At 68.9% G+C, this 19,517-nt stretch carries 18 protein-coding genes; 10 read left to right on the top strand and 8 right to left on the bottom strand.

Annotated features, from left to right (window positions below; translation table 11 throughout):
* Positions 1 to 42 precede the first annotated feature (42 nt).
* The 4 genes from acnA to MQC88_RS02465 all read right to left on the bottom strand — a co-directional run bounded on the left by acnA (position 43) and on the right by MQC88_RS02465 (position 5,202).
* Positions 43 to 2,802, bottom strand: a complete 2,760-nt coding sequence (gene acnA, locus MQC88_RS02480) for an aconitate hydratase AcnA (RefSeq protein ID WP_243318921.1) — start codon at positions 2,800 to 2,802, stop codon at positions 43 to 45.
* A 119-nt stretch (positions 2,803 to 2,921) separates the two neighbouring features.
* Positions 2,922 to 3,542, bottom strand: a complete 621-nt coding sequence (hflD, locus tag MQC88_RS02475; protein WP_243318919.1) for a high frequency lysogenization protein HflD — start codon at positions 3,540 to 3,542, stop codon at positions 2,922 to 2,924.
* Positions 3,539 to 4,723: a tRNA 2-thiouridine(34) synthase MnmA gene (mnmA, locus tag MQC88_RS02470; protein WP_243318917.1), complete on the bottom strand. Its 1,185-nt coding sequence runs from the start codon at positions 4,721 to 4,723 to the stop codon at positions 3,539 to 3,541. The genes hflD and mnmA overlap by 4 nt, the downstream gene beginning before the upstream one ends.
* Entirely contained in the window at positions 4,720 to 5,202 is a 483-nt protein-coding gene (locus MQC88_RS02465) for an NUDIX hydrolase (RefSeq protein WP_243318915.1), read from the bottom strand. Before MQC88_RS02465 ends, mnmA begins: the two co-directional genes overlap by 4 nt.
* Positions 5,203 to 5,262: 60 nt before the next feature.
* Here MQC88_RS02465 and clpS point away from each other — a divergent pair, with 60 nt between their 5' ends.
* Both clpS and clpA read left to right on the top strand, forming a co-directional pair.
* A complete protein-coding gene (gene clpS / locus MQC88_RS02460) occupies positions 5,263 to 5,583 on the top strand; it encodes an ATP-dependent Clp protease adapter ClpS (RefSeq protein WP_243318914.1) in 321 nt (106 codons plus the stop codon).
* Between the two features lie 76 nt (positions 5,584 to 5,659).
* Positions 5,660 to 7,936 (top strand): ATP-dependent Clp protease ATP-binding subunit ClpA, encoded by a 2,277-nt coding sequence (gene clpA / locus MQC88_RS02455; RefSeq protein ID WP_243318913.1) that lies wholly within the window; start codon positions 5,660 to 5,662, stop codon positions 7,934 to 7,936.
* 194 nt (positions 7,937 to 8,130) lie between these two features.
* Here the strand turns inward: clpA and infA are convergent, their stop codons facing one another.
* The 4 genes from infA to trxB all read right to left on the bottom strand — a co-directional run bounded on the left by infA (position 8,131) and on the right by trxB (position 11,438).
* Positions 8,131 to 8,349, bottom strand: coding sequence for a translation initiation factor IF-1 (gene infA / locus MQC88_RS02450; RefSeq protein ID WP_101927644.1), 219 nt, complete (start codon positions 8,347 to 8,349; stop codon positions 8,131 to 8,133).
* A gap of 127 nt (positions 8,350 to 8,476) precedes the next feature.
* The gene (aat, locus tag MQC88_RS02445; protein ID WP_243318912.1) at positions 8,477 to 9,205 is read right to left on the bottom strand and encodes a leucyl/phenylalanyl-tRNA--protein transferase; all 729 of its coding nucleotides are present in this window, start codon (positions 9,203 to 9,205) and stop codon (positions 8,477 to 8,479) included.
* Between the two features lie 116 nt (positions 9,206 to 9,321).
* Entirely contained in the window at positions 9,322 to 10,473 is a 1,152-nt protein-coding gene (locus tag MQC88_RS02440) for a GNAT family N-acetyltransferase (protein ID WP_425491585.1), read from the bottom strand.
* A complete protein-coding gene (trxB, locus tag MQC88_RS02435) occupies positions 10,470 to 11,438 on the bottom strand; it encodes a thioredoxin-disulfide reductase (protein ID WP_243318908.1) in 969 nt (322 codons plus the stop codon). The genes MQC88_RS02440 and trxB overlap by 4 nt, the downstream gene beginning before the upstream one ends.
* Before the next feature lie 167 nt (positions 11,439 to 11,605).
* Here trxB and MQC88_RS02430 point away from each other — a divergent pair, with 167 nt between their 5' ends.
* The 8 genes from MQC88_RS02430 (at position 11,606) to MQC88_RS02395 (ending at position 19,389) form a co-directional block, all read left to right on the top strand.
* Positions 11,606 to 12,676, top strand: a complete 1,071-nt coding sequence (locus tag MQC88_RS02430) for an alanine dehydrogenase (RefSeq protein ID WP_243318906.1) — start codon at positions 11,606 to 11,608, stop codon at positions 12,674 to 12,676.
* 89 nt (positions 12,677 to 12,765) lie between these two features.
* On the top strand, positions 12,766 to 15,120 hold the full coding sequence (locus MQC88_RS02425) for a DNA translocase FtsK (protein ID WP_243318904.1): 2,355 nt from the start codon (positions 12,766 to 12,768) through the stop codon (positions 15,118 to 15,120).
* 114 nt (positions 15,121 to 15,234) lie between these two features.
* The gene (gene lolA / locus MQC88_RS02420; protein ID WP_243318901.1) at positions 15,235 to 15,882 is read left to right on the top strand and encodes an outer membrane lipoprotein periplasmic chaperone LolA; all 648 of its coding nucleotides are present in this window, start codon (positions 15,235 to 15,237) and stop codon (positions 15,880 to 15,882) included.
* Positions 15,883 to 16,079: 197 nt separating this feature from the next.
* Positions 16,080 to 16,790, top strand: a complete 711-nt coding sequence (locus MQC88_RS02415) for a hypothetical protein (protein WP_243318899.1) — start codon at positions 16,080 to 16,082, stop codon at positions 16,788 to 16,790.
* Between the two features lie 66 nt (positions 16,791 to 16,856).
* Positions 16,857 to 18,257 carry a replication-associated recombination protein A gene (locus MQC88_RS02410; protein WP_315857056.1) on the top strand — a complete coding sequence of 467 codons (1,401 nt, stop codon included), beginning with the start codon at positions 16,857 to 16,859 and terminating at the stop codon, positions 18,255 to 18,257.
* 10 nt (positions 18,258 to 18,267) lie between these two features.
* A complete protein-coding gene (gene crcB, locus MQC88_RS02405; RefSeq protein WP_243318898.1) occupies positions 18,268 to 18,663 on the top strand; it encodes a fluoride efflux transporter CrcB in 396 nt (131 codons plus the stop codon).
* A gap of 2 nt (positions 18,664 to 18,665) precedes the next feature.
* Positions 18,666 to 18,989 carry a DUF190 domain-containing protein gene (locus tag MQC88_RS02400; protein ID WP_243318896.1) on the top strand — a complete coding sequence of 108 codons (324 nt, stop codon included), beginning with the start codon at positions 18,666 to 18,668 and terminating at the stop codon, positions 18,987 to 18,989.
* Positions 18,990 to 18,999: 10 nt separating this feature from the next.
* The gene (locus MQC88_RS02395) at positions 19,000 to 19,389 is read left to right on the top strand and encodes a hypothetical protein (RefSeq protein WP_243318894.1); all 390 of its coding nucleotides are present in this window, start codon (positions 19,000 to 19,002) and stop codon (positions 19,387 to 19,389) included.
* The last annotated feature ends 128 nt before the right edge of the window (positions 19,390 to 19,517 follow it).

Raw genomic sequence — 19,517 nt, 5'->3', positions numbered from 1 at the left:
CGGCGCGCTGCGCCGGGCCGGGCTTCCGCCCGTCCGCAGCCGTTATGCGGCCGTCTTCGCCGCCAGTTGTCGCAGCACGTAATGCAGGATGCCGCCATTGCGGAAGTACTCCACTTCCTTGGGCGTCAGCAGCAGCACCCGCACCTCGAACCGCTTCTCGCTGCCGTCGGCCTTGCGGACGACGACGGTGGCGGTCTTCGCCGCGCCATCGTCGAGGCCGGTGATGTCGATCGTCTCGCTGCCGTCGAGTCCGAGCACGCGGGCGTTCTCGCCTTCCTTGAACTGCAGCGGGAGCACGCCCATGCCGACCAGGTTGGAGCGGTGGATGCGCTCGAAGCTCTCGGCCACCACCGCCTTGACTCCCAGCAGGATGGTGCCCTTCGCCGCCCAGTCGCGCGAGGAGCCGGTGCCGTATTCCTTGCCGGCGAACACCACCAGCGGCGTGCCGGCGGCCTTGTACTGCATGGCCGCGTCGTAGATCGACAGCTTCTTGCCGGCGTCGGCGCCGCTGCCGTGGAAGAGAGTGTTGCCACCTTCCTCGCCGCCAAGCATCAGGTTCTTGATGCGGATGTTGGCGAAGGTGCCGCGCACCATCACGTCGTCGTTTCCGCGGCGCGAACCGTAGCTGTTGAAGTCGGCCGGCTGCACGCCGCGCGACTGCAGGAAGCGTCCCGCCGGCGAATCCTTCTTGATGTTGCCGGCCGGCGAGATGTGGTCGGTGGTGATCGAGTCGCCGAACAGGCCGAGCACGCGCGCGCCGTGGATGTCGTCGATCGAGCCGACCTGCATGGTCATGCCGTCGAAGTAGGGCGGGTTCTTGATGTAGGTCGATTCGGCGCTCCAGGCGTAGCTCTCGCCGTCCGGGGAGGCGATCTTCGCCCAGCGGCTGTCGCCCTTGAACACGTCGGCGTAGTTGTGCGCGAACATCTCCGGGCCGACGGTGGCGGCGATCATGTCGCCGATTTCCTTGTTGGTCGGCCAGATGTCGCGCAGGTACACGTCGTTGCCGTCGCTGCCCTTGCCCAGCGGCTGGGTGCTCAGGTCGATGTCGACGGTGCCGGCGATCGCGTACGCCACCACCAGCGGCGGCGAGGCGAGGTAGTTCATCTTCACCTCGGGATGCACGCGGCCTTCGAAGTTGCGGTTGCCGGACAGCACCGAGGCGACCACCAGGTCGTTTTCGGCGATGCCGCGCGAAACCTCGTCCGGCAGCGGGCCGGAGTTGCCGATGCAGGTGGTGCAGCCATAGCCGACCACGTAGAAGCCGAGCTTCTCCAGGTCGGCGAGCACACCGGCCTTCTTCAGGTAGTCCGTGACCACCAGCGACCCCGGCCCGAGCGAGGTCTTGACCCAGGGCGCGGCTTTCAGGCCGCGGGCGGCGGCATTGCGCGCCAGCAGGCCGGCGCCCAGCATCACCGCCGGGTTGGAGGTGTTGGTGCAGGAGGTGATCGCGGCGATCACGACCGAGCCGTCCTTGAGGTAATGGTCCTGGTCGGCGATGCGGATCAGGGACTGCGGCGAGGCCGCAAGGTGCTCGGCCTGCGGCTGGTCTCCGCCTTCCTCGTCCATGCGCTTGACTTCGGTCTTCCGCGGCGCGCGGTTGGCGATCAGGCCCTGGAGGTTGCTGCGGTAGTTCTCGCCCAGCTTCTCCAGCAGCACGCGGTCCTGCGGACGCTTGGGGCCGGCCAGCGACGGCTTGACGTCGGCCAGGTCGAGCTCGAGCGTGGCGCTGTACTGCGCGTGCGGCGAATCCGGCGCGTGCCACAGGCCCTGCGCCTTCGCGTAGGCCTCCACCAGCGCGATCTGGTCCTCGCTGCGGCCGGACAGGCGCAGGTAGCGCACGGCTTCGGCATCGATCGGGAAGATGCCGCAGGTGGCGCCGTATTCCGGCGCCATGTTCGCGATCGTGGCGCGGTCGGCCAGCGGCAGGTGCTGCAGTCCGTCGCCGTAGAACTCGACGAACTTGCCGACCACGCCCAGCGCACGCAGCATCTGGGTGACGGTCAGCACCAGGTCGGTGCCGGTGGCGCCTTCCGGCAGCTTGCCGGTGAGGCGGAAGCCGACCACCTGCGGGATCAGCATCGACGACGGCTGGCCGAGCATCGCGGCCTCGGCCTCGATCCCGCCCACGCCCCAGCCGAGCACGCCGATGCCGTTGATCATGGTGGTGTGCGAGTCGGTGCCGAACACGGTGTCCGGGAACGCCATCAGTTCGCCGTCCACCTCGCGCTCCATCACCACCCGCGCCAGGTGCTCCAGGTTCACCTGGTGGACGATGCCGGTGTTGGGTGGCACCACCTTGAAGTTCTGCAACGCCTTCTGGCCCCAGCGCAGGAAGCTGTAGCGCTCCTGGTTGCGCTGGAACTCGATCTGGCCGTTGATGTCGAGCGCGTCGGCGCGGCCGAACACGTCGACCTGCACCGAGTGGTCGATCACCAGTTCGGACGGGATCTGCGGGTTGATCTGGCCGGGCCTGCCGCCCAGGCGCGCAACCGCGTCGCGCATCGCCGCCAGGTCGACCACGCAGGGCACGCCGGTGAAGTCCTGCAGCAGCACCCGCGCAGGCATGAACGCGATCTCGGTCTCGGGCTCGTCCTTCGGATCCCACTTGGCCACGGCTTCGATGTGCGCCGGCAGCACGGTCACGCCGTCCTCGTGGCGCAGGAGGTTCTCCAGCAGGATCTTCATCGAATAGGGCAGCTTCGCAAGGTCGAAGCGCTTGCCGAGTTCGGGCAGGCTGGAATAGGCGTAGGACTTGCCGTTGACGTCGAGGCGTGCGCGGGTGGCGAAGGAGTCAGCCATGTGGGGCTCCGGGCTAGAGGGGGGAGAGGCGGGGGGAAAACACCGCATTCAGCCCCGTAATTATGCCGGAAACGCAGCGCTGCCGCACGGTTGCGGGCGCAACGCGCCGTTGCGGCAGGCTACTCCAGCGCCGCGTCGATGGCGGCGACCATGTCCCGCCGCCGCAGCAGGAAATCCCACAGGCTGCCGCCGAGTTGCCGCCACAGCACCGCCGACCGCAACGCCGCCAGCAGCACTGCGCGGATCTCCGCGACGACCGCCGCCTGGCCGAGGTAATGCGGGTTGCCCTGGACCATCACCCGCGGCCGCAACTGGCTGACGGTGTCGGCATAGAGGCTGCCGAGCGCGGCCAGCACGTCCGGATGGGTGCTGCCCAGCCGTTGCGCGCTCGGCGCCAGCGCGAGGAGGCCGTCGTGCACGCGCTCCGCCATCGGGTCGCGGGCGAAGCGGCGCTCGAGCTGCAGCACCGCCAGGGCCAGGCGCGGCAGCAGTTCGTCGCGCGTTTCGTTGCGGAAATAGCTGCGCAGCAGCAGCAGGCCGGGGCGCAACGCGGCTTCGCCGCCGTAGACCGCGGCCGGGGAAGCGGCATCGATGCGGAAAACACTGTCCAGCGCGGTGGCGAGGATGGCGGCGTCGGCCTGGCCGGTGTCGGCGATCCGCCGCACCTGGGCCAGCGCCTGCACCTGGCCGGCGAGCGCCAGCATGCGACTGTCCAGCGCGGGGCTGTCGAAAATGCTCATCGCTGCCCTGCAGATCGGCGCGGAACCTCGGCGGGCGGCCGGATGGCCTGCGTCGGGGATTCCGGACGTTGCGCTTCGAGCGGCGCGTCGGTCGCCGCGATCACTGCACCACCCAGGCAATCATCGCCGTCGTACAGCACCAGCGACTGCCCCGGCGTGACCGCGCGCTGCTGGCGTGCGAAACGGACCGCGAGGCCGCCATCGTCCAGCACCTGCACCTCGCAGTGCTCGGCCTGCTGGCGATAGCGCACCTGGGCCGTGCAGTCGAAGCGGCTGGCGGGCGCGCTGCCGGCAATCCAGTGCGCAGGTTCCGACAGCAGTCGCGAAGACTGCAGCCACGGGCTGTCGTGGCCCTGGTCGACGTACAGCACGTTGCGCGCGACATCCTTCCCCACGACGTACCAGGGGGCCGGTTCGCGCCCGCGGACCCCGCCCAGTTGCAGGCCTTCGCGCTGGCCGAGGGTGAAGTAGAAGACGCCCGGATGCTCGCCCAGCACCTCGCCGCGCGGGTCCTGGATCTCGCCGGGCCTGGCCGGCAGGTAGCGGCCGAGGAATTCGCGGAAGTCACGCTCACCGATGAAGCAGATGCCGGTGGAATCCTTCTTGGCCGCGGTCGGCAGGCCGGCCTCGGCCGCGATCCGGCGCACCTGCGCCTTGGGCAGTTCGCCGAGCGGGAAACGCGTCGCCGCCAGTTGCGCCTGGCCGAGTTGGTGCAGGAAGTAGCTCTGGTCCTTGCCGTGATCGGCTGCGCGCAGCAGCCGCCAGCGATCGCCCACGCGGGCGATGCGCGCGTAGTGCCCCGTGGCGATGCCTTCGGCGCCCAGTTCGCGGGCGGCGTCGAGGAAATGCTTGAACTTGACCTCGCGGTTGCACAGCACGTCGGGGTTCGGCGTGCGCCCGGCGGCGTACTCGGCGATGAAGTGCGCGAACACGCCATCCCAGTACTGCCGCGAGAAATCGCGGAAATGGATCGCGATGCCGAGCCGTCCGCAGACCGCGACGGCGTCGCGGCGATCATCCTGCGCGCGGCAATCGCCGCTGCCGTCATCGGCCCAGTTGTCCATGAACAGGCCGGCGATATCCTCGCCGTCGCGCTGCAGCAGCAGCGCCGCGACCGAGGAATCGACCCCGCCGGACATGCCGACGATGGTGCGCCGCCCGTCGTGCGCCGAGGCGGTCATGTCACCTGCCGCAGCAGCGACAGCGGTTGCCGGCTTCCGGCCAGGCAATCGGCGACGACCTGCCAGACCAGCGGGCTGCGATGGCGGTCGCGGGCATCCAGCAGTTCCGAGGGCGTCAGCCACAGCGCGCGCACGATGCCCTCGTCGAGCGTGCGCTGGGGATCGTGGCGCAGCGGCTCGGCGGCAAAGGCGAAGCGCAGGTAGTGGCGGCCGGTCTCCGGCGCCTTCCACTGGTAGGCGCCGATGAAGGCGGTCAGGCGCACGTCCCAGCCGGTTTCCTCGCGGGTCTCGCGCAGGGCGGCGTCCTGCAGGCTTTCGTCGGGTTCCAGGTGGCCGGCCGGCTGGTTGATGACCAGGCTGCGGCCCTTGGCGCCGTTCCCGTTGGAGTGCTCCTCGACGCACAGCAGGCGGCCGTCGCGCACCACCACGGTGGCCACGGTCACGTCCGGCTGCCAGAAGCGTCCTTCGCGATAGCTCATGGCGGCCATTGTCCGCCGGCGGCCGCCGCTGCGTCCACGCCCCGTTCGTATAATCGGGCCATGGCGAACAAACCGGGCAACGAACGCGACCACGGCGTGATGGTCGAAACCAGCAAGCCGGAGGTGGCGCGGCCACCCCTGTATTCGGTGCTGCTGCTGAACGACGACTACACCCCGATGGACTTCGTGGTCGACGTGCTGGTGCGTTTCTTCGGCATGAACATCGAAAAGGCGACCCAGGTCATGCTCCACGTCCACACCCGCGGCCGCGGCGTCTGCGGGGTCTTCACCCGCGAAGTGGCGGAATCCAAGGTGGCGCAGGTGAACGAATACTCAAGGCTCAACCAGCACCCGTTGCTGTGCACGATGGAGAAGGCGTAGAAGGACTTGCAGGAGGCGGGCGCCCGCCCCACATAGTCGGCAGTGATGTCGCTAGGCTTCCGGAGGCTTCCGCCCCATGTTCAGCAAGGATCTCGAATACAGCATCGGCCAGTGCTACAAGCGCGCCCGCGAGGCGCGCCACGAGTACATGACGGTCGAACACCTGCTGCTTGCGCTGCTAGACAACCCCTCGGCCGAGGCCGTGCTCAAGGCCAGCGGGGCGGATTTCGCGCAGCTGCGGGCGGAGCTGGAGCAGGCCATCGAGAAGTCCGTGGTCAAGCTCGACGCCGACGACGGCCGCGACACCCAGCCCACGCTCGGCTTCCAGCGGGTGCTGCAGCGCGCGGTCTACCACGTCCAGTCATCCGGCAAGAAGGAGGTCACCGGCGCCAACGTGCTGGTGGCGATCTTCGGCGAGAAGGACTCGCACGCGGTGTACTACCTCAACCAGCAGGACGTGACCCGGCTGGACGCGGTCAACTACCTGTCGCACGGCATCGCCAAGCAGGGTGGGGAAGAACATCGCCCGGGCGAGGACGGCGCGCACGCCGAGGCGGGCGAAGGCGAGGCCAAGGGCGACGCCCTCGCCGAGTTCGCCAGCAACCTCAACGAGCTGGCCCTGGCCGGCAAGATCGACCCGCTGGTGGGTCGTGCCGACGAGGTCGAACGCACCATCCAGGTGCTGTGCCGCCGCCGCAAGAACAATCCGCTGTACGTCGGCGAGGCCGGCGTCGGCAAAACCGCGCTGGCCGAAGGGCTGGCCAAGCGCATCGTCGAGGGCAGCGTCCCCGAAGTCCTGGCCGACGCCACGATCTACGCGCTCGACCTGGGCGCGCTGGTCGCCGGCACCAAGTACCGGGGCGATTTCGAGAAGCGCCTCAAGGGCGTGCTGGCGGCGCTGAAGAAGCTCCCGGGCGCGATCCTGTTCATCGACGAGATCCACACCATCATCGGCGCCGGCTCGGCGTCCGGCGGCACCATGGACGCCTCCAACCTGATCAAGCCGATGCTGGCCTCGGGCGAGCTGCGTTGCATCGGCTCGACGACGTTCCAGGAATACCGCGGCATCTTCGAGAAGGACCGCGCGCTGGCGCGGCGCTTCCAGAAGATCGACATCGTCGAGCCGACCGTGGGCGAAACCGTCGAGATCCTGCAGGGCCTGAAGCCGCGCTACGAATCGCACCACGGCGTCACCTACGCCGACGAGGCGCTGCAGGCGGCGGTCGACCTGTCGGTCAAGCACATCGGCGACCGGCTGTTGCCGGACAAGGCGATCGACGTGATCGACGAGGCCGGCGCGCGCCAGCGGCTGCTGGCGCCGGAGGCGCGCAAGAGCCTGATCGACGTCGAGGAGATCGAAGTGATCGTGGCCAAGATGGCGCGGATCCCGACCAAGCAGGTCAGCGCCTCGGACAAGGACGTGCTCGAGCACCTGGAGCGCAACCTGAAGATGGTGATCTTCGGCCAGGATCCGGCGATCGAGACGCTCACCAGTGCGATCAAGCTGGCTCGCTCCGGGCTCGGCAACCCGGAGAAGCCGATCGGCAACTTCCTGTTCGCCGGCCCCACCGGTGTCGGCAAGACCGAGGTCACCAAGCAGCTGGCGCTGCAGCTGGGGATCGAGCTGGTGCGCTTCGACATGAGCGAATACATGGAATCGCACTCGGTGTCGCGCCTGATCGGCGCGCCCCCGGGCTATGTCGGCTTCGACCAGGGCGGCCTGCTGACCGAGAAGATCGTCAAGACCCCCCATTGCGTGCTGCTGCTGGACGAGGTCGAGAAGGCGCACCCGGACATCTTCAACATCCTGTTGCAGGTGATGGACCGCGGCGTGCTGACCGACACCAACGGGCGCGAGGCGAACTTCAAGAACGTGATCCTGGTGATGACCACCAACGCCGGCGCGGCACAGGCCGCGCGGCGCTCGATCGGCTTCACCCAGCAGGACCATTCGACCGACGCGATGGAGGTGATCCGCCGCGGCTTCAGCCCGGAGTTCCGCAACCGGCTGGATGCGGTGGTGCAGTTCCAGGCCCTGGGGCTGGAGCACATCCTGCGCGTGGTCGACAAGTTCCTGATCGAGCTGGAAGCGCAGCTGCACGAGAAGAACGTCACCCTGACGGCGACCCCGGAGGCGCGCGACTGGCTGGCGCAGCATGGCTTCGACCCGTTGATGGGCGCGCGGCCGATGGCGCGGGTGATCCAGGACAAGGTCAAGCGCCCGCTGGCCGACGAGCTGCTGTTCGGCAAGCTGGCCAACGGTGGCCGGGTGGGCATCGACGTCAGGGACGGCGAGCTGGTGGTCGACGCCCAGGCCGAACCGGAGAAGCTGCTGCCCGCCGTGGTGGAATGAATCGGACGTGGACCTCGGTCGATCTGGCCCGGGTCGCCGTGCAGGGTCGGCGGAACCCCGCCCGATACCACGTCCGCCCCGGGGCAAATTCCAGGCGTCGCCCCGGGAGGGCGGCGGCCAGGGGGCGCAAGCGGCCGGCAAAAACGCAGAAAGGCGGCCAATGGCCGCCTTTCCCGTCTGGCCGCATCGTGCGCTTACTTCATGCGGTAGGTGATGCGGCCCTTGCTCAGGTCGTAAGGGGTCATTTCGACCTTGACCTTGTCGCCGGTGAGGATGCGGATGTAATTCTTCCGCATCCGCCCCGAAATGTGGGCAATGATCTCGTGGCCGTTCTCCAGCTTGACCCGGAACATGGTGTTCGGGAGGGTCTCGGAGATCGTGCCTTCGAATTCGATGACGTCGTCTTTCGCCATGTGTTTCCTGGATGCTCCGGCGTTTGCCGGAATGCCCGGCAGGCAAGCCTGCAGGGCGGTGGTGGGCGGATTGGCGCCCGAAAGTCGGACATTCTGACACGCACGGGGAAGCCGCGCAAAACCGCCCCTAAACGGCGAGGTCGGCGGCGGCCATCCTGCCGAAACGCCGTGGCCACGACGCCGGCCCCGTGTCCTCCGCCACCAGCGTGGCGAGCTGCCGCAGGAACTCCGTCCGCGGCCAGGGCCGTGCACCCATGGCGACCAGGTGCGGGTTCTCGACCTGGGCATCGATCAGCGGCCACTGCCATTCGTGCAGGCGCCGGGCGAGGCCGGCCAGCGCCACCTTCGAACCGCCCGTTCGCGCGCTGAACATGCTCTCGGCGAAGAACATCCGGCCGATGGCGACGCCGTACAGGCCCCCGACCAGCTCGTCGCCGTCGCGCACCTCGATCGAGTGCGCATGCCCGAGCCGGTGCAGGGCGCCATACGCCGCCCGCATGTCGTCCGTGATCCAGGTGCCGCGCTGGCCGGGGCGGCGCACCAGCGCGCAGGCGGCGACCACCGCGCCGAAGTCGCCGTCGGCGCGCAGCGTCCACGGCGACCGGCGCAATGAGCGCCGGAACCGGGAAGACAGGCGCACGCCATCGCTGCGGAACACCATGCGCGGGTCCGGCGTCCACCACAGCAAGGGCTGGCCCTGCGAATACCAGGGAAAGATGCCGTGGCGATAGGCGTTGAGCAGGCGGGCAGGGGAGAGGTCGCCGCCCGCGGCGAGCAATCCGTCCGGGTCGCGCAAGGCCTGCTCCGCCGGCGGAAACGGCGCCAGTGGATCGGCAGGGAGCCAGGGCAGCGACATCCTGCCATTGTGGCGCGATCGCATCGGATGCGCTGGCGGAAAGGCGCATTCCTGCCGGTGCGATGCCCGGGAGACATCGGGCGATCCCGATCGCGCGAGCCGGGTCCGTCCTCGTGTTATCCGGAACCCTGCTGCACGGCGCGGTACGGCGAATGCGCCGCGAGCGCACTTGCGTACTGCCGCACCGACCGCGCCTCCTGCGCGCACCAGGGCGCGAGCGCCGCGGCGAAGGCCGGGTCCGCGATCCAGTGGCGACTGCGGACCAGGCTGGGCAGGAAGCCCCGCGCCAGCTTGTGCTCGCCCTGCGCACCGGGCTCGAATTTCGCCAGGCCTTCGCGCAGGCAGTACTCGATGCCCTGGTAGTAGCAGGTTTCGAAATGCAGGCCCGCAATGCGGCCCTCCCCGGCGTTGGCGCCCCAGTAGCGTCCGTACAGGGTGTCGCCGCCTCGCAGGCACAGCGCGCCGGCGATGTCGCGGCCGTTCCGCTGCGCCAGGAACAGCACCAGTTGCCGCGGCATCGCCCGGGCGAGGTGGTGCAGGAATTCCAGGGTCAATGCCGGCGTGTTGCCGTACTCGGCGAACGTCGCAAGGTAGAAGCCGTGCATCGCGGCCAGCTCGGAATCGGTGGCGTCGTCGCCGTGGACGACGCGGAAGCCGACCCCTGCGCGCACGACCTTGGCCCGCTCCTGGCGGATGTTCTTGCGGTGTTTGTGGTCCATCGCCGCAAGGAAGTCGTCGAAGCCGCTCCATCCGGCCGCGTTGCGCCAGTGGTACTGGATGTCGACCCGCGGCAGCCAGTCCTCGCCGAAGGCGGGGTCCTCGGACTGCGGGTGGAAGTTGACGTGCGCCGAGGACAGCCCGGCGTCGCGCGTCGAGGCAACCATCGCCCGCAGCAGCGCGCGCCGTCCTGCATCGTCGCGCGCAAGCAGCCGCGGGCCGGCCACCGGCGTGTACGGCACCGCGCACAAGGATTTGGGGAAGTAGTCCTGCCCGTATCGCGCGTAGGCGTGCGCCCAGGCGTGGTCGAACACGAACTCGCCGTGCGAATTGTCCTTGAGGTAACCGGGCGCCGCGGCCACCAGGGCGCGGCCTTCCCACAACGCCAGGTGCCGTGGCGTCCAGCCATAGGCTTCGCGCAGCACGCCGTACCGCTCCATGCCGGCAAGGAAGGCGTGCGCGATGAACGGATTGCGCCCGTCGTGCAGCGCATCCCATTGCGCCGCGGGGATGTCCGACAGCGCGCCGTGGACGCGCGCCGTCGCCATCAGTCGTTCTTGTCGAGGAACCGCTCGGCGTCCAGCGCGGCCATGCAGCCGAAGCCGGCCGAAGTGATCGCCTGGCGGTAGTGCTGGTCGGCGACGTCGCCGGCCGCGAACACGCCCTTGACCGAGGTTTCGGTGGCGCCGCCGGACAGGCCCGAGCGGATCTCGATGTAACCGTTGTTCATCGCCAGCTGGCCTTCGAACAGCGAGGTGTTCGGGGTATGGCCGATGGCGACGAACAGGCCGTGGATGTCCAGTTCGCGGGTCGTGTCGTCCAGCGTCGACCTGACCCGCAGGCCGGTGACGCCGGCGTCGTTGCCGAGCACCTCGTCGACGACGTGGTGCCACACCGGTTCGATCTTGCCGGCCTGGATCCTGGCCTGGAGCTTGTCCTGCATGATCTTCTCGGCGCGCAGCGTGTCGCGGCGGTGCACCAGGTAGACCTTGCGGCAGATGTTGGACAGGTACAGCGCTTCCTCGACGGCGGTATTGCCGCCGCCGATCACCGCCACGTCCATGTCCTTGAAGAAAAAGCCGTCGCAGGTGGCGCAGGCGGACACGCCGCGGCCCTTGAACTTCTCCTCCGACGGCAGCCCCAGGTACTTGGCGGTGGCCCCGGTGGCGATGATGAGCGCGTCGGCGGTGTATTCGCCGTTGTCGCCCTTGAGCCGGAACGGACGCTGCGACAGGTCGGTGCTGTGGATGTGGTCGAAGATCGTCTCGGTCTCGAACCGCTCCGCGTGCGCCTGCATCCGCTCCATCAGCGCCGGCCCCATCAGGCCGTGCGCGTCGCCGGGCCAGTTGTCGACCTCCGTGGTGGTCATCAGTTGCCCGCCCATCTGCAGGCCGGTGACCACCACCGGCTTGAGGTTGGCGCGCGCGGCATAGACGGCGGCGGTCCAGCCGGCGGGGCCGGAGCCCAGGATCAGCAGGTTGCAGTGCTTGGCGGAACTTATCGAGGCTGGGGTCATGGGTATAATCGCCGGCAGGAATCGCGTCGTCGAAAGCCGACGCCGAGGCTGCATAGAGTGGCGGCCCGGCAACGGCAAAACAAGGCGGCCGGCGCGGCCGCGACGCGGCATCCACACCGACACCCGGCTTGCGCGGCCGGAATTCTCATCCTGCTGAGGCTAACGAAATGCGGATCGGCGTTCCCAAGGAAACCAAGACCCTCGAAGGGCGCGTCGCGCTCGTTCCGGCCGCGGCCGGCGACCTGGTCAAGCGCGGCCACGAGGTCTGGATCGAGAAGGACGCCGGCACCAAGTCCGGTTTCAAGGATGCCGACTACGGTGCGCTGGGCGTCAGGATCGCGCCCGACGCCGCCGCTCTGTACGAGAAGGGCGAACTGATCGTCAAGGTCAAGGAACCGATCGCGGGCGACTTGGCGCACCTGCGCCGCGACCATCTGCTGTTCTGCTACCTGCACCTTGCCGCCGAGCCCGCGCTGACGAAGCAGCTGCTGGACATCGGCCTGACCGGCGTCGCCTTCGAGACCGTCGAGCTTCCCAACGGCGACCTGCCGCTGTTGGCGCCGATGTCGGTGATTGCCGGCAAGATCGGCGTGCAGGTCGGCACCCACCTGCTGCACCAGCCCGAAGGTGGCAAGGGCAAGCTGCTCGGCGGGCTGCCGTCGACCGAGCGCGGCAATGTCGTCGTGTTCGGCGCCGGCAAGGCGGGCGGTGCGTCGGCCGCGCTGGCCGCGGCCGCGGGCGCCAACGTCACCGTGTTCGAGATGCGGCAGGACCGCATGGACGAAATGATGCGGCTCGGCAACAACGTCACCGCGCTGTATCCCTACCACGACGTGGTCGCGCGCGCGGTGGCGTCCGCCGACCTGGTGGTGGGCGCGGTGCTGGTCACCGGCGCCAAGGCGCCGCACGTGATGACCCGCGAGATGCTGCGGGGGATGGAGGACGGCAGCGTGGTGGTCGACATCGCCATCGACCAGGGCGGCTGCTTCGAGACCTCGCGCCCCACCACCTGGAAGGAACCCACTTACGTGGAGGAAGGCGTGACCCACTTCTGCGTCACCAACATGCCCGGCGCGGTGCCGCAGACGTCCTCGCAGGCGATCTGCGCGGCAATCCTTCCCTGGGTCAACAAGCTGGCCTCCGGCGACGACTGGCGCAACAACGCCGCACTGGTCCGCGGCATCAATGTCGAAGGCGGCAAGCTGGTGCATCCGGCGCTGCTGGACATGAAGCTCTGAGCCCTGCTGTCCATTCCGGCGCTGGTGACTGACCCTGATGGCTTGTACTATCAAGCCATTAGGGGAATATCTTAAGGTCTGACCGCACGGTGGCACGCCCGCTCTCCGAACGCAGCAAAGGCAGCCGCGCCAAGGCCAGGAAACCGGCCACCGCGCCGAATCCGCGCCGCCAGCGGCTGTGGCGCGACATCGCGCTGATCCTGGTCGCGCCGCTGCTGGTGTACCTGCTGGCAAGCCTGTTCACGTTTTCGCCGCAGGACCCGGGCTGGTCGCACTCGGGCAGCATCACCGCGCCGCTGCACAACGTCGGCGGCCGTGTCGGCGCCTGGCTGGCGGACGTGCTGCTTTACCTGACCGGCTACGTCGCCTTCCTGCTGCCGCTGGTGCTGGGGCTGGTTGCCTGGATCGCCCTGTTCGGCATGGACAGCGATGGCGATGGCGACGCCGACCTGGGGCCGGCTCTGCGCCTGGTCGGCATCGTCGGCTTCCTGGTCTCGGCCACCGGCCTGCTGTACCTGCGCATCGGCCCGGCCGCGGACTTCTCTGCCGGCAGCGGCGGCATCCTCGGGCAACTGGTCGGCCGCTCGCTGTACCGCGGCTTCGGCCCGGTCGGCGGCAACCTGTTCCTGCTCGCATTGTTGCTGGTGTCGATCACGCTGGCGACCGGACTGTCGTGGCTCGGCGTCATGGACCGCATCGGGCGCGCGGTGCTGGCGCTGGGGCCGCTGTTCCGCCGCGGCACGCAGCAGGCCAGCGATTGGCAGCAGGCGCGGGCGATGCGCGAGGAGCGCGAGGAAGTGCGCAAGTTCGACAGCGAACTGCGCGCGAAGCGACCGCCGGTCAGGATCGAGCCGCCGGCCCCGGCGCTGGTGGAAAAGAGCGACCGCGCCAAGCGCGAGCAGCAGATCCCGCTGTTCCACGTCGGCGACGGCTCCGGCATACCACCGCTGGCGCTGCTGGACGATCCCAAGCCGCAGCAGAAGGGCTACAGCGAGGAAACGCTGGAAACCCTGTCGCGGCAGATCGAGTTCAAGCTCAAGGATTTCCGCATCGACGCGCAGGTGGTCGGCGCCTATCCCGGGCCGGTGATCACGCGTTTCGAAATCGAGCCGGCACCGGGGATCAAGGTCAGCCAGATCTCCTCGCTGGACAAGGACATTGCCCGCGGCCTCAGCGTCAAGGCAGTGCGCGTGGTCGACGTGATCCCGGGCAAGTCGGTGGTCGGCCTGGAGATCCCCAACTCGCACCGTGAAATGATCTTCCTCAGCGAACTGCTGCGCTCGAAGGAATACGACAAGTCCGGCAGCCCGCTGACGCTGGCGCTGGGCAAGGACATCGCCGGCCGCCCGACGGTGGCCGACCTGTCGCGCATGCCGCACCTGCTGGTGGCCGGCACCACCGGTTCGGGCAAGTCGGTCGCGGTCAACGCGATGGTGCTGTCGCTGCTGTACAAGGCATCTCCGCAGGACGTGCGGATGCTGATGATCGACCCGAAGATGCTGGAGCTGTCCGTCTACCAGGGCATCCCGCACCTGCTGGCGCCGGTGGTCACCGACATGAAGGAGGCCGCCAACGGCCTGCGCTGGTGCGTGGCCGAGATGGAGCGCCGCTACAAGCTGATGAGCGCGGTAGGCGTGCGCAACCTCGGCGGCTTCAACAAGAAGGTCAAGGACGCGATCGACGCCGGGCAGCCGATGATGGACCCGCTGTTCAAGCCCAACGCCGAGTTGAACGAAGCACCGCGGCCGCTGGAGACCCTGCCGTTCATCGTCATCTTCATCGACGAATTCGCCGACATGATGATGATCGTCGGCAAGAAGGTCGAGGAACTGATCGCGCGGCTGGCGCAGAAGTCCCGCGCCGCCGGCATCCACCTGATCCTGGCCACGCAGCGACCATCGGTGGACGTGATCACCGGCCTGATCAAGGCCAACATCCCGACCCGGATCGCGTTCCAGGTCTCGAGCAAGATCGACTCGCGCACCATCCTCGACCAGAGCGGCGCGGAAACGCTGCTCGGCCACGGCGACATGCTGTACCTGCCACCGGGCACGGCAATGCCCGAGCGCATCCACGGCGCCTTCGTCAGCGACGACGAGGTGCACCGTGTCGTCGAACACCTCAAGCAGAGCAGTGACGGCCCGCAGTACATGGAAGGCGTGCTCGAGGAAGTGCAGTCGCTTGGCGACGGCATCGTGGTCGGCGCCACCGGGTTGCCCGAAAGCGGCGGCGGGGCGGGGGACGAGTCCGACCCGCTGTACGACGAGGCCGTGCGCATCGTCACCGAGACCCGGCGCGCGTCGATCTCCGGCGTGCAAAGGCGCCTGAAGATCGGATACAACCGCGCCGCGCGCCTGATCGAGGCGATGGAGGCGGCCGGGATCGTGACCCCGCCGGAGCACAACGGCGACCGCAGCGTGCTCGCGCCGCCGCCGCCCAAGTGAAGCCTCGCGCCAGCCACCCACGGCGCTGAACCGGGGCTCGCGGGCCGCGGTTCGTGAGGTCGTATTCAGCTAGTTCGCCGCAGACTCCTCGGCAACCGATTCCGGAGATCGCACATGCGCAACCCCCGTCCGTCCCGGCGTGCCGCCGGGCTGCTGGTCGCCACCCTCGCCACCGCGGTCGCAGCCACCAGCGCCATCGCTGGCGCGCGCGACGACCTGTCGGCGTTCACCAAGGGCCTCAAGGGGCTCGATGGCCAGTTCTCGCAGCAGGTGTACGACGCCAACGGCAAGCTCAAGGAAACCTCGAGCGGCCGCGTGGCGCTGGCCGCGCCGCGGTTGTTCCGCTGGGAATACGCCAAGCCCTACGAACAGTTGATCGTCGCCGACGGCAAGCGCGTCTGGGTCTATGACCCCGACCTGGAGCAGGTCACGCGGCGCCCGCAGGGCGCGGAGGAGCAGAACAGTCCGCTGGCGGCACTGATCGATCCGTCGCGGCTGGATCGCGATTACCTCATCACCGAGGACGGCAGCGCCGACGGCCTGGAATGGCTCGCGCTGAAGCCGCGGAAGGGCGACGAGGCGGGCTTCCAGTCCGCGCGCCTGGGCTTCGGTCAACAGGGACTGGCGACGATGCAGGTCGTCGATGCGCTCGGGCAGAAGACCCGGATCACGTTCACTGGCTGGCAGCGCAACCCGGCGTTCTCCGCTACGACCTTCAAGTTCACGCCGCCCAAGGGCGTGGACGTGGTCGGAGAGGGATGATCGCACCAGCCGCCCGGAACGGGCGGCCCGCGTATCCAGGAAAAACGGCAGGCCCGCGCCTGCCGTTTTTTGTGCCGGCGACGGCTCGGTTGCGCTCCTGTTCATGCAGCCGTCCTTCGCCTCACGACCTCTCCACGGTTGCGCGGGCAAGGTGACGTCCACGCGCCACCCTCGAGCCTGGCGCCGAGGAAGATCGCATGCGTCGCACCGTGTTCCTGTCGCTGGTCCTGCTTGCCGGCGCCGCCCTGGTCGCCACTGCGGCGCCGTCGCCCGGACAGGCGCAGCAGGCGATCGCCGCCAAGGCGCTGGACGCCACGCCGCAGTCGCGCATGGAAGGCGAACGGGCCATCGATGCCGCGATCGCAGCGTCGCTGATCGGCGCGGTCTCAAGTGAATTCGACATGGCCGGAGTCGAGGTGAAGCTCGACAAGGTTGAAGTCGCGCCCGCCGGCCTGGTGCAGCGCGATGTCCGCGGCAACGGCCGCTTGCTGATCGGCGAGGATGCGGAGTGGATCCCCTTCCGCTTCGCCGCGCTGTACGACACCCAATCGTCGAGCGTCGACTATCCGTCGCTGGTGCTGGGCACGAGCGAGCCCGGGCAATCCCTGGCCACCGATGCACGCGTGGCGCGACAGCTGGAAAACGAAGTCGACCGGCGCCTGGACCGCGAGTTCGCCGGGCAAGCGGTGCGGTTTGCGCTGGATGATGTACAGGTGTCGCCCGCCGGCGGCCACTACCAGCAGTTGCAGGCGAACGGGGTCGCGGATTTCGGTGCCGAAGGTCGCGCTGCGGCCGGGGTGCAGGCACTGTACGACCCGCGCAGCGGCCAGTGGCTGCACGTGCGTTACGAGCTTGGCGCCAGCGCCAACCGCGAGGCCACCCTCGACCGGGCCGTCGCCCGCCGCTGACCAAAGCGCGCCGTGCGGGCGCGCTCTTGCTATCGTGTCGCCGCATCCGCAAGGGATCCCCATGCCGTGGCACGGCGCAGCAACCCGCCCCCGGTCGAATCCGACCTGCTGAGTGTCGACAACGATGCGCTGCGGCCGCTGGCCGAGCGCATGCGTCCGCGCACGCTGGACGAAATGGTCGGCCAACGCCGGCTGTTGGCGCCCGGCTCGGCGTTGCGGCGCGCGATCGAATCCGGCCGCGTGCATTCGATGGTCCTGTGGGGGCCGCCTGGCTGCGGCAAGACCACGCTGGCGCTGCTGCTGGCGAAATACTCCGACGCCGAGTTCCGCGCCATTTCCGCGGTCCTGTCGGGGCTGCCGGAGGTCCGCCAGGTGCTGGCCGAAGCCGGCGCACGCTTCGCGCAGGGTCGCCGCACGGTGCTGTTCGTCGACGAGGTGCATCGCTTCAACAAGGCGCAGCAGGACGCCTTCCTGCCGCACATCGAGCACGGCAGCATCCTGTTCGTCGGCGCGACCACCGAGAATCCGTCGTTCGAGCTCAATTCCGCGCTGCTGTCGCGTTGCCGCGTGCACGTGATGGAGGCGCTGTCGGTGGACGACATCGTGCTCGCGCTGCGGCAGGCCCTGGATGACGACGAACGCGGCCTGGGTGGCCGCGGATTGCAGGTCGGGGGCGCGCAGCTCGCGCTGATCGCGCAGGCCGCCGACGGCGACGTGCGCCGCGGCCTGACCCTGCTGGAGATCGCGGCCGGGCTGGTCGAAGACGGAGCAGGGGAGGGCGGCACGCGCCGCGGCGGCACGATCACCGACGCGACGCTGGCGCAGGTCCTGGCCGACCGCAGCCGCCGCTTCGACAAGGGAGGCGAGCAGTTCTACGACCAGATCTCGGCCTTGCACAAGTCGATCCGCAGCTCCAATCCCGACGCGGCGCTGTACTGGTTCGCGCGCATGCTCGATGGCGGCGTGGATCCGGTCTACCTGGCGCGGCGACTGACGCGGATGGCGGTCGAGGACATCGGCCTGGCAGATCCGCGCGCGCTGCAGATGGCAACCGAAGCCTGGGATGCCTACGATCGCCTCGGCAGCCCCGAAGGCGACCTGGCGCTGGCGCAGGTGGTGATCTACCTGGCCAGCACGGCCAAGTCCAATGCCGCCTACAGGGCCTTCAACGCCGCCCGCGCCGACGTCGGGGAGCACGGTACCCAGGAGGTACCGCTGCACCTGCGCAATGCCCCGACGCGGCTGATGAAACAGCTGGGTTATGGCAGCAACTACCGCTACGACCACGACGCCGAAGGCGGGATCGCGCTGGCGCAGACCGGATTCCCGGAAGCGCTCGGCGAGCGCGTCTACTACCGACCGGTCGAGCGCGGCCTGGAGCTGAAGCTCAAGCAGAAGCTGGACGCGCTGCGCGCGGCGCGCGAGCAGGCGCGGGGCGCGACTGGCGGCGACGGCACCCAGGAGTGATGATTGCCGGATGAACGGGAATGCAGACATGGGCGGTTTCGTCGCCGTCGGCGCTGGCGCCGCGATCGGCGCCTGGGCGCGCTGGGGCCTGGGCCACTGGCTCAATGCAACGCTGCCGCAACTGCCGCTCGGCACGCTCGTGGCCAACCTTGTCGGCGGCTACCTGATCGGGCTGGCGCTGGGCTGGTTCGCGCTCAACGAGGGCGTGCCGCCCGAGCTGCGGTTGCTGATCGTGACCGGCTTGCTCGGTGGCCTGACCACGTTCTCCACGTTCTCGGCGGAGGCCGTGGGCCTGCTGGCGCGCCAGCAATACGCCTGGGCGATGGCGCACATCGGCCTGCACCTGGGTGGATCGCTGCTGGCCACGGTGCTCGGGTTCGCCACCTTGCGACTGCTGAGGGCGTAACCATGGACGACGGCGTCTACTTGAAGTTCTTCGTGCTCGAAACCCAGCAGCATGCCGGGCAACCCCTTTATCAGTGGCTGCTGCGGGAAGCATCGCGGCTCGGCATGCCGGGAGGTTCGGCGTTCCGCGCGGTTGCCGGGTTTGGCCGCCACCACAGGCTGCACGAAGCGCATTTCTACGAGCTCGCGGGCGAATTGCCGATGGAGGTCGTGTTCGTGGCTCCGAAGGGCGAGGCCGAACGGTTGCTCGCCGCGGTCGCGACGGCCAACCTGTCGCTGGTGTACTGGATGCTGCCGGTGCAGTCCGGTGTGACCGGCACCCGTTGAGGCAGCAGGATTGCAGCCGGGGAGGGATCGCACGTCCATGAAACTGCAAATCCATGGCCAGAGCATGAGGCTGCGCATCGACGAAGCGGAACTCGCGCGCCTGCTGGCGGGCGAAACGATTCTCAATTCCACCATGTTCGCGCCGGAGCGGATTTTCGCGCAGTCTCTTGCCCTGCATCCGGCACCGCTCCCGCTGCTTGGCCCCGTGGCGGATGGCTGGGCGCTGCGCCTGCCGCGGGCGGCCGTGGCCGACTATGTGCTGCGACTGCCTTGCCGGGAGGCGCTGGCGTTCGAATTGCCGTTGCCTGGCGATGCCAGCCTGTCGCTGCGCTTCGAGGTGGACGTGCGCGACAGCCTGCAGGCGCGCGGCCCGCGCCGCCGGGCATTACCGGCCGGCTGAGCGGGCGCAGGCTCCCGAGGACCATCGCCCGGGATTGACGCAGGTCAACGCCTGCCGCGGCGATCGCGCCTATTCTGTGACGATGGTCCGCCTGGCCATGCCAGCGCCGGTTCGCGTTCTTCCAGGAT

Origin of the sequence: Cognatiluteimonas sedimenti (assembly GCF_022808325.1) — a bacterium.
Taxonomy (GTDB): domain Bacteria; phylum Pseudomonadota; class Gammaproteobacteria; order Xanthomonadales; family Xanthomonadaceae; genus Cognatiluteimonas; species Cognatiluteimonas sedimenti.
This window is presented reverse-complemented; position numbering and strand designations above follow the sequence as displayed.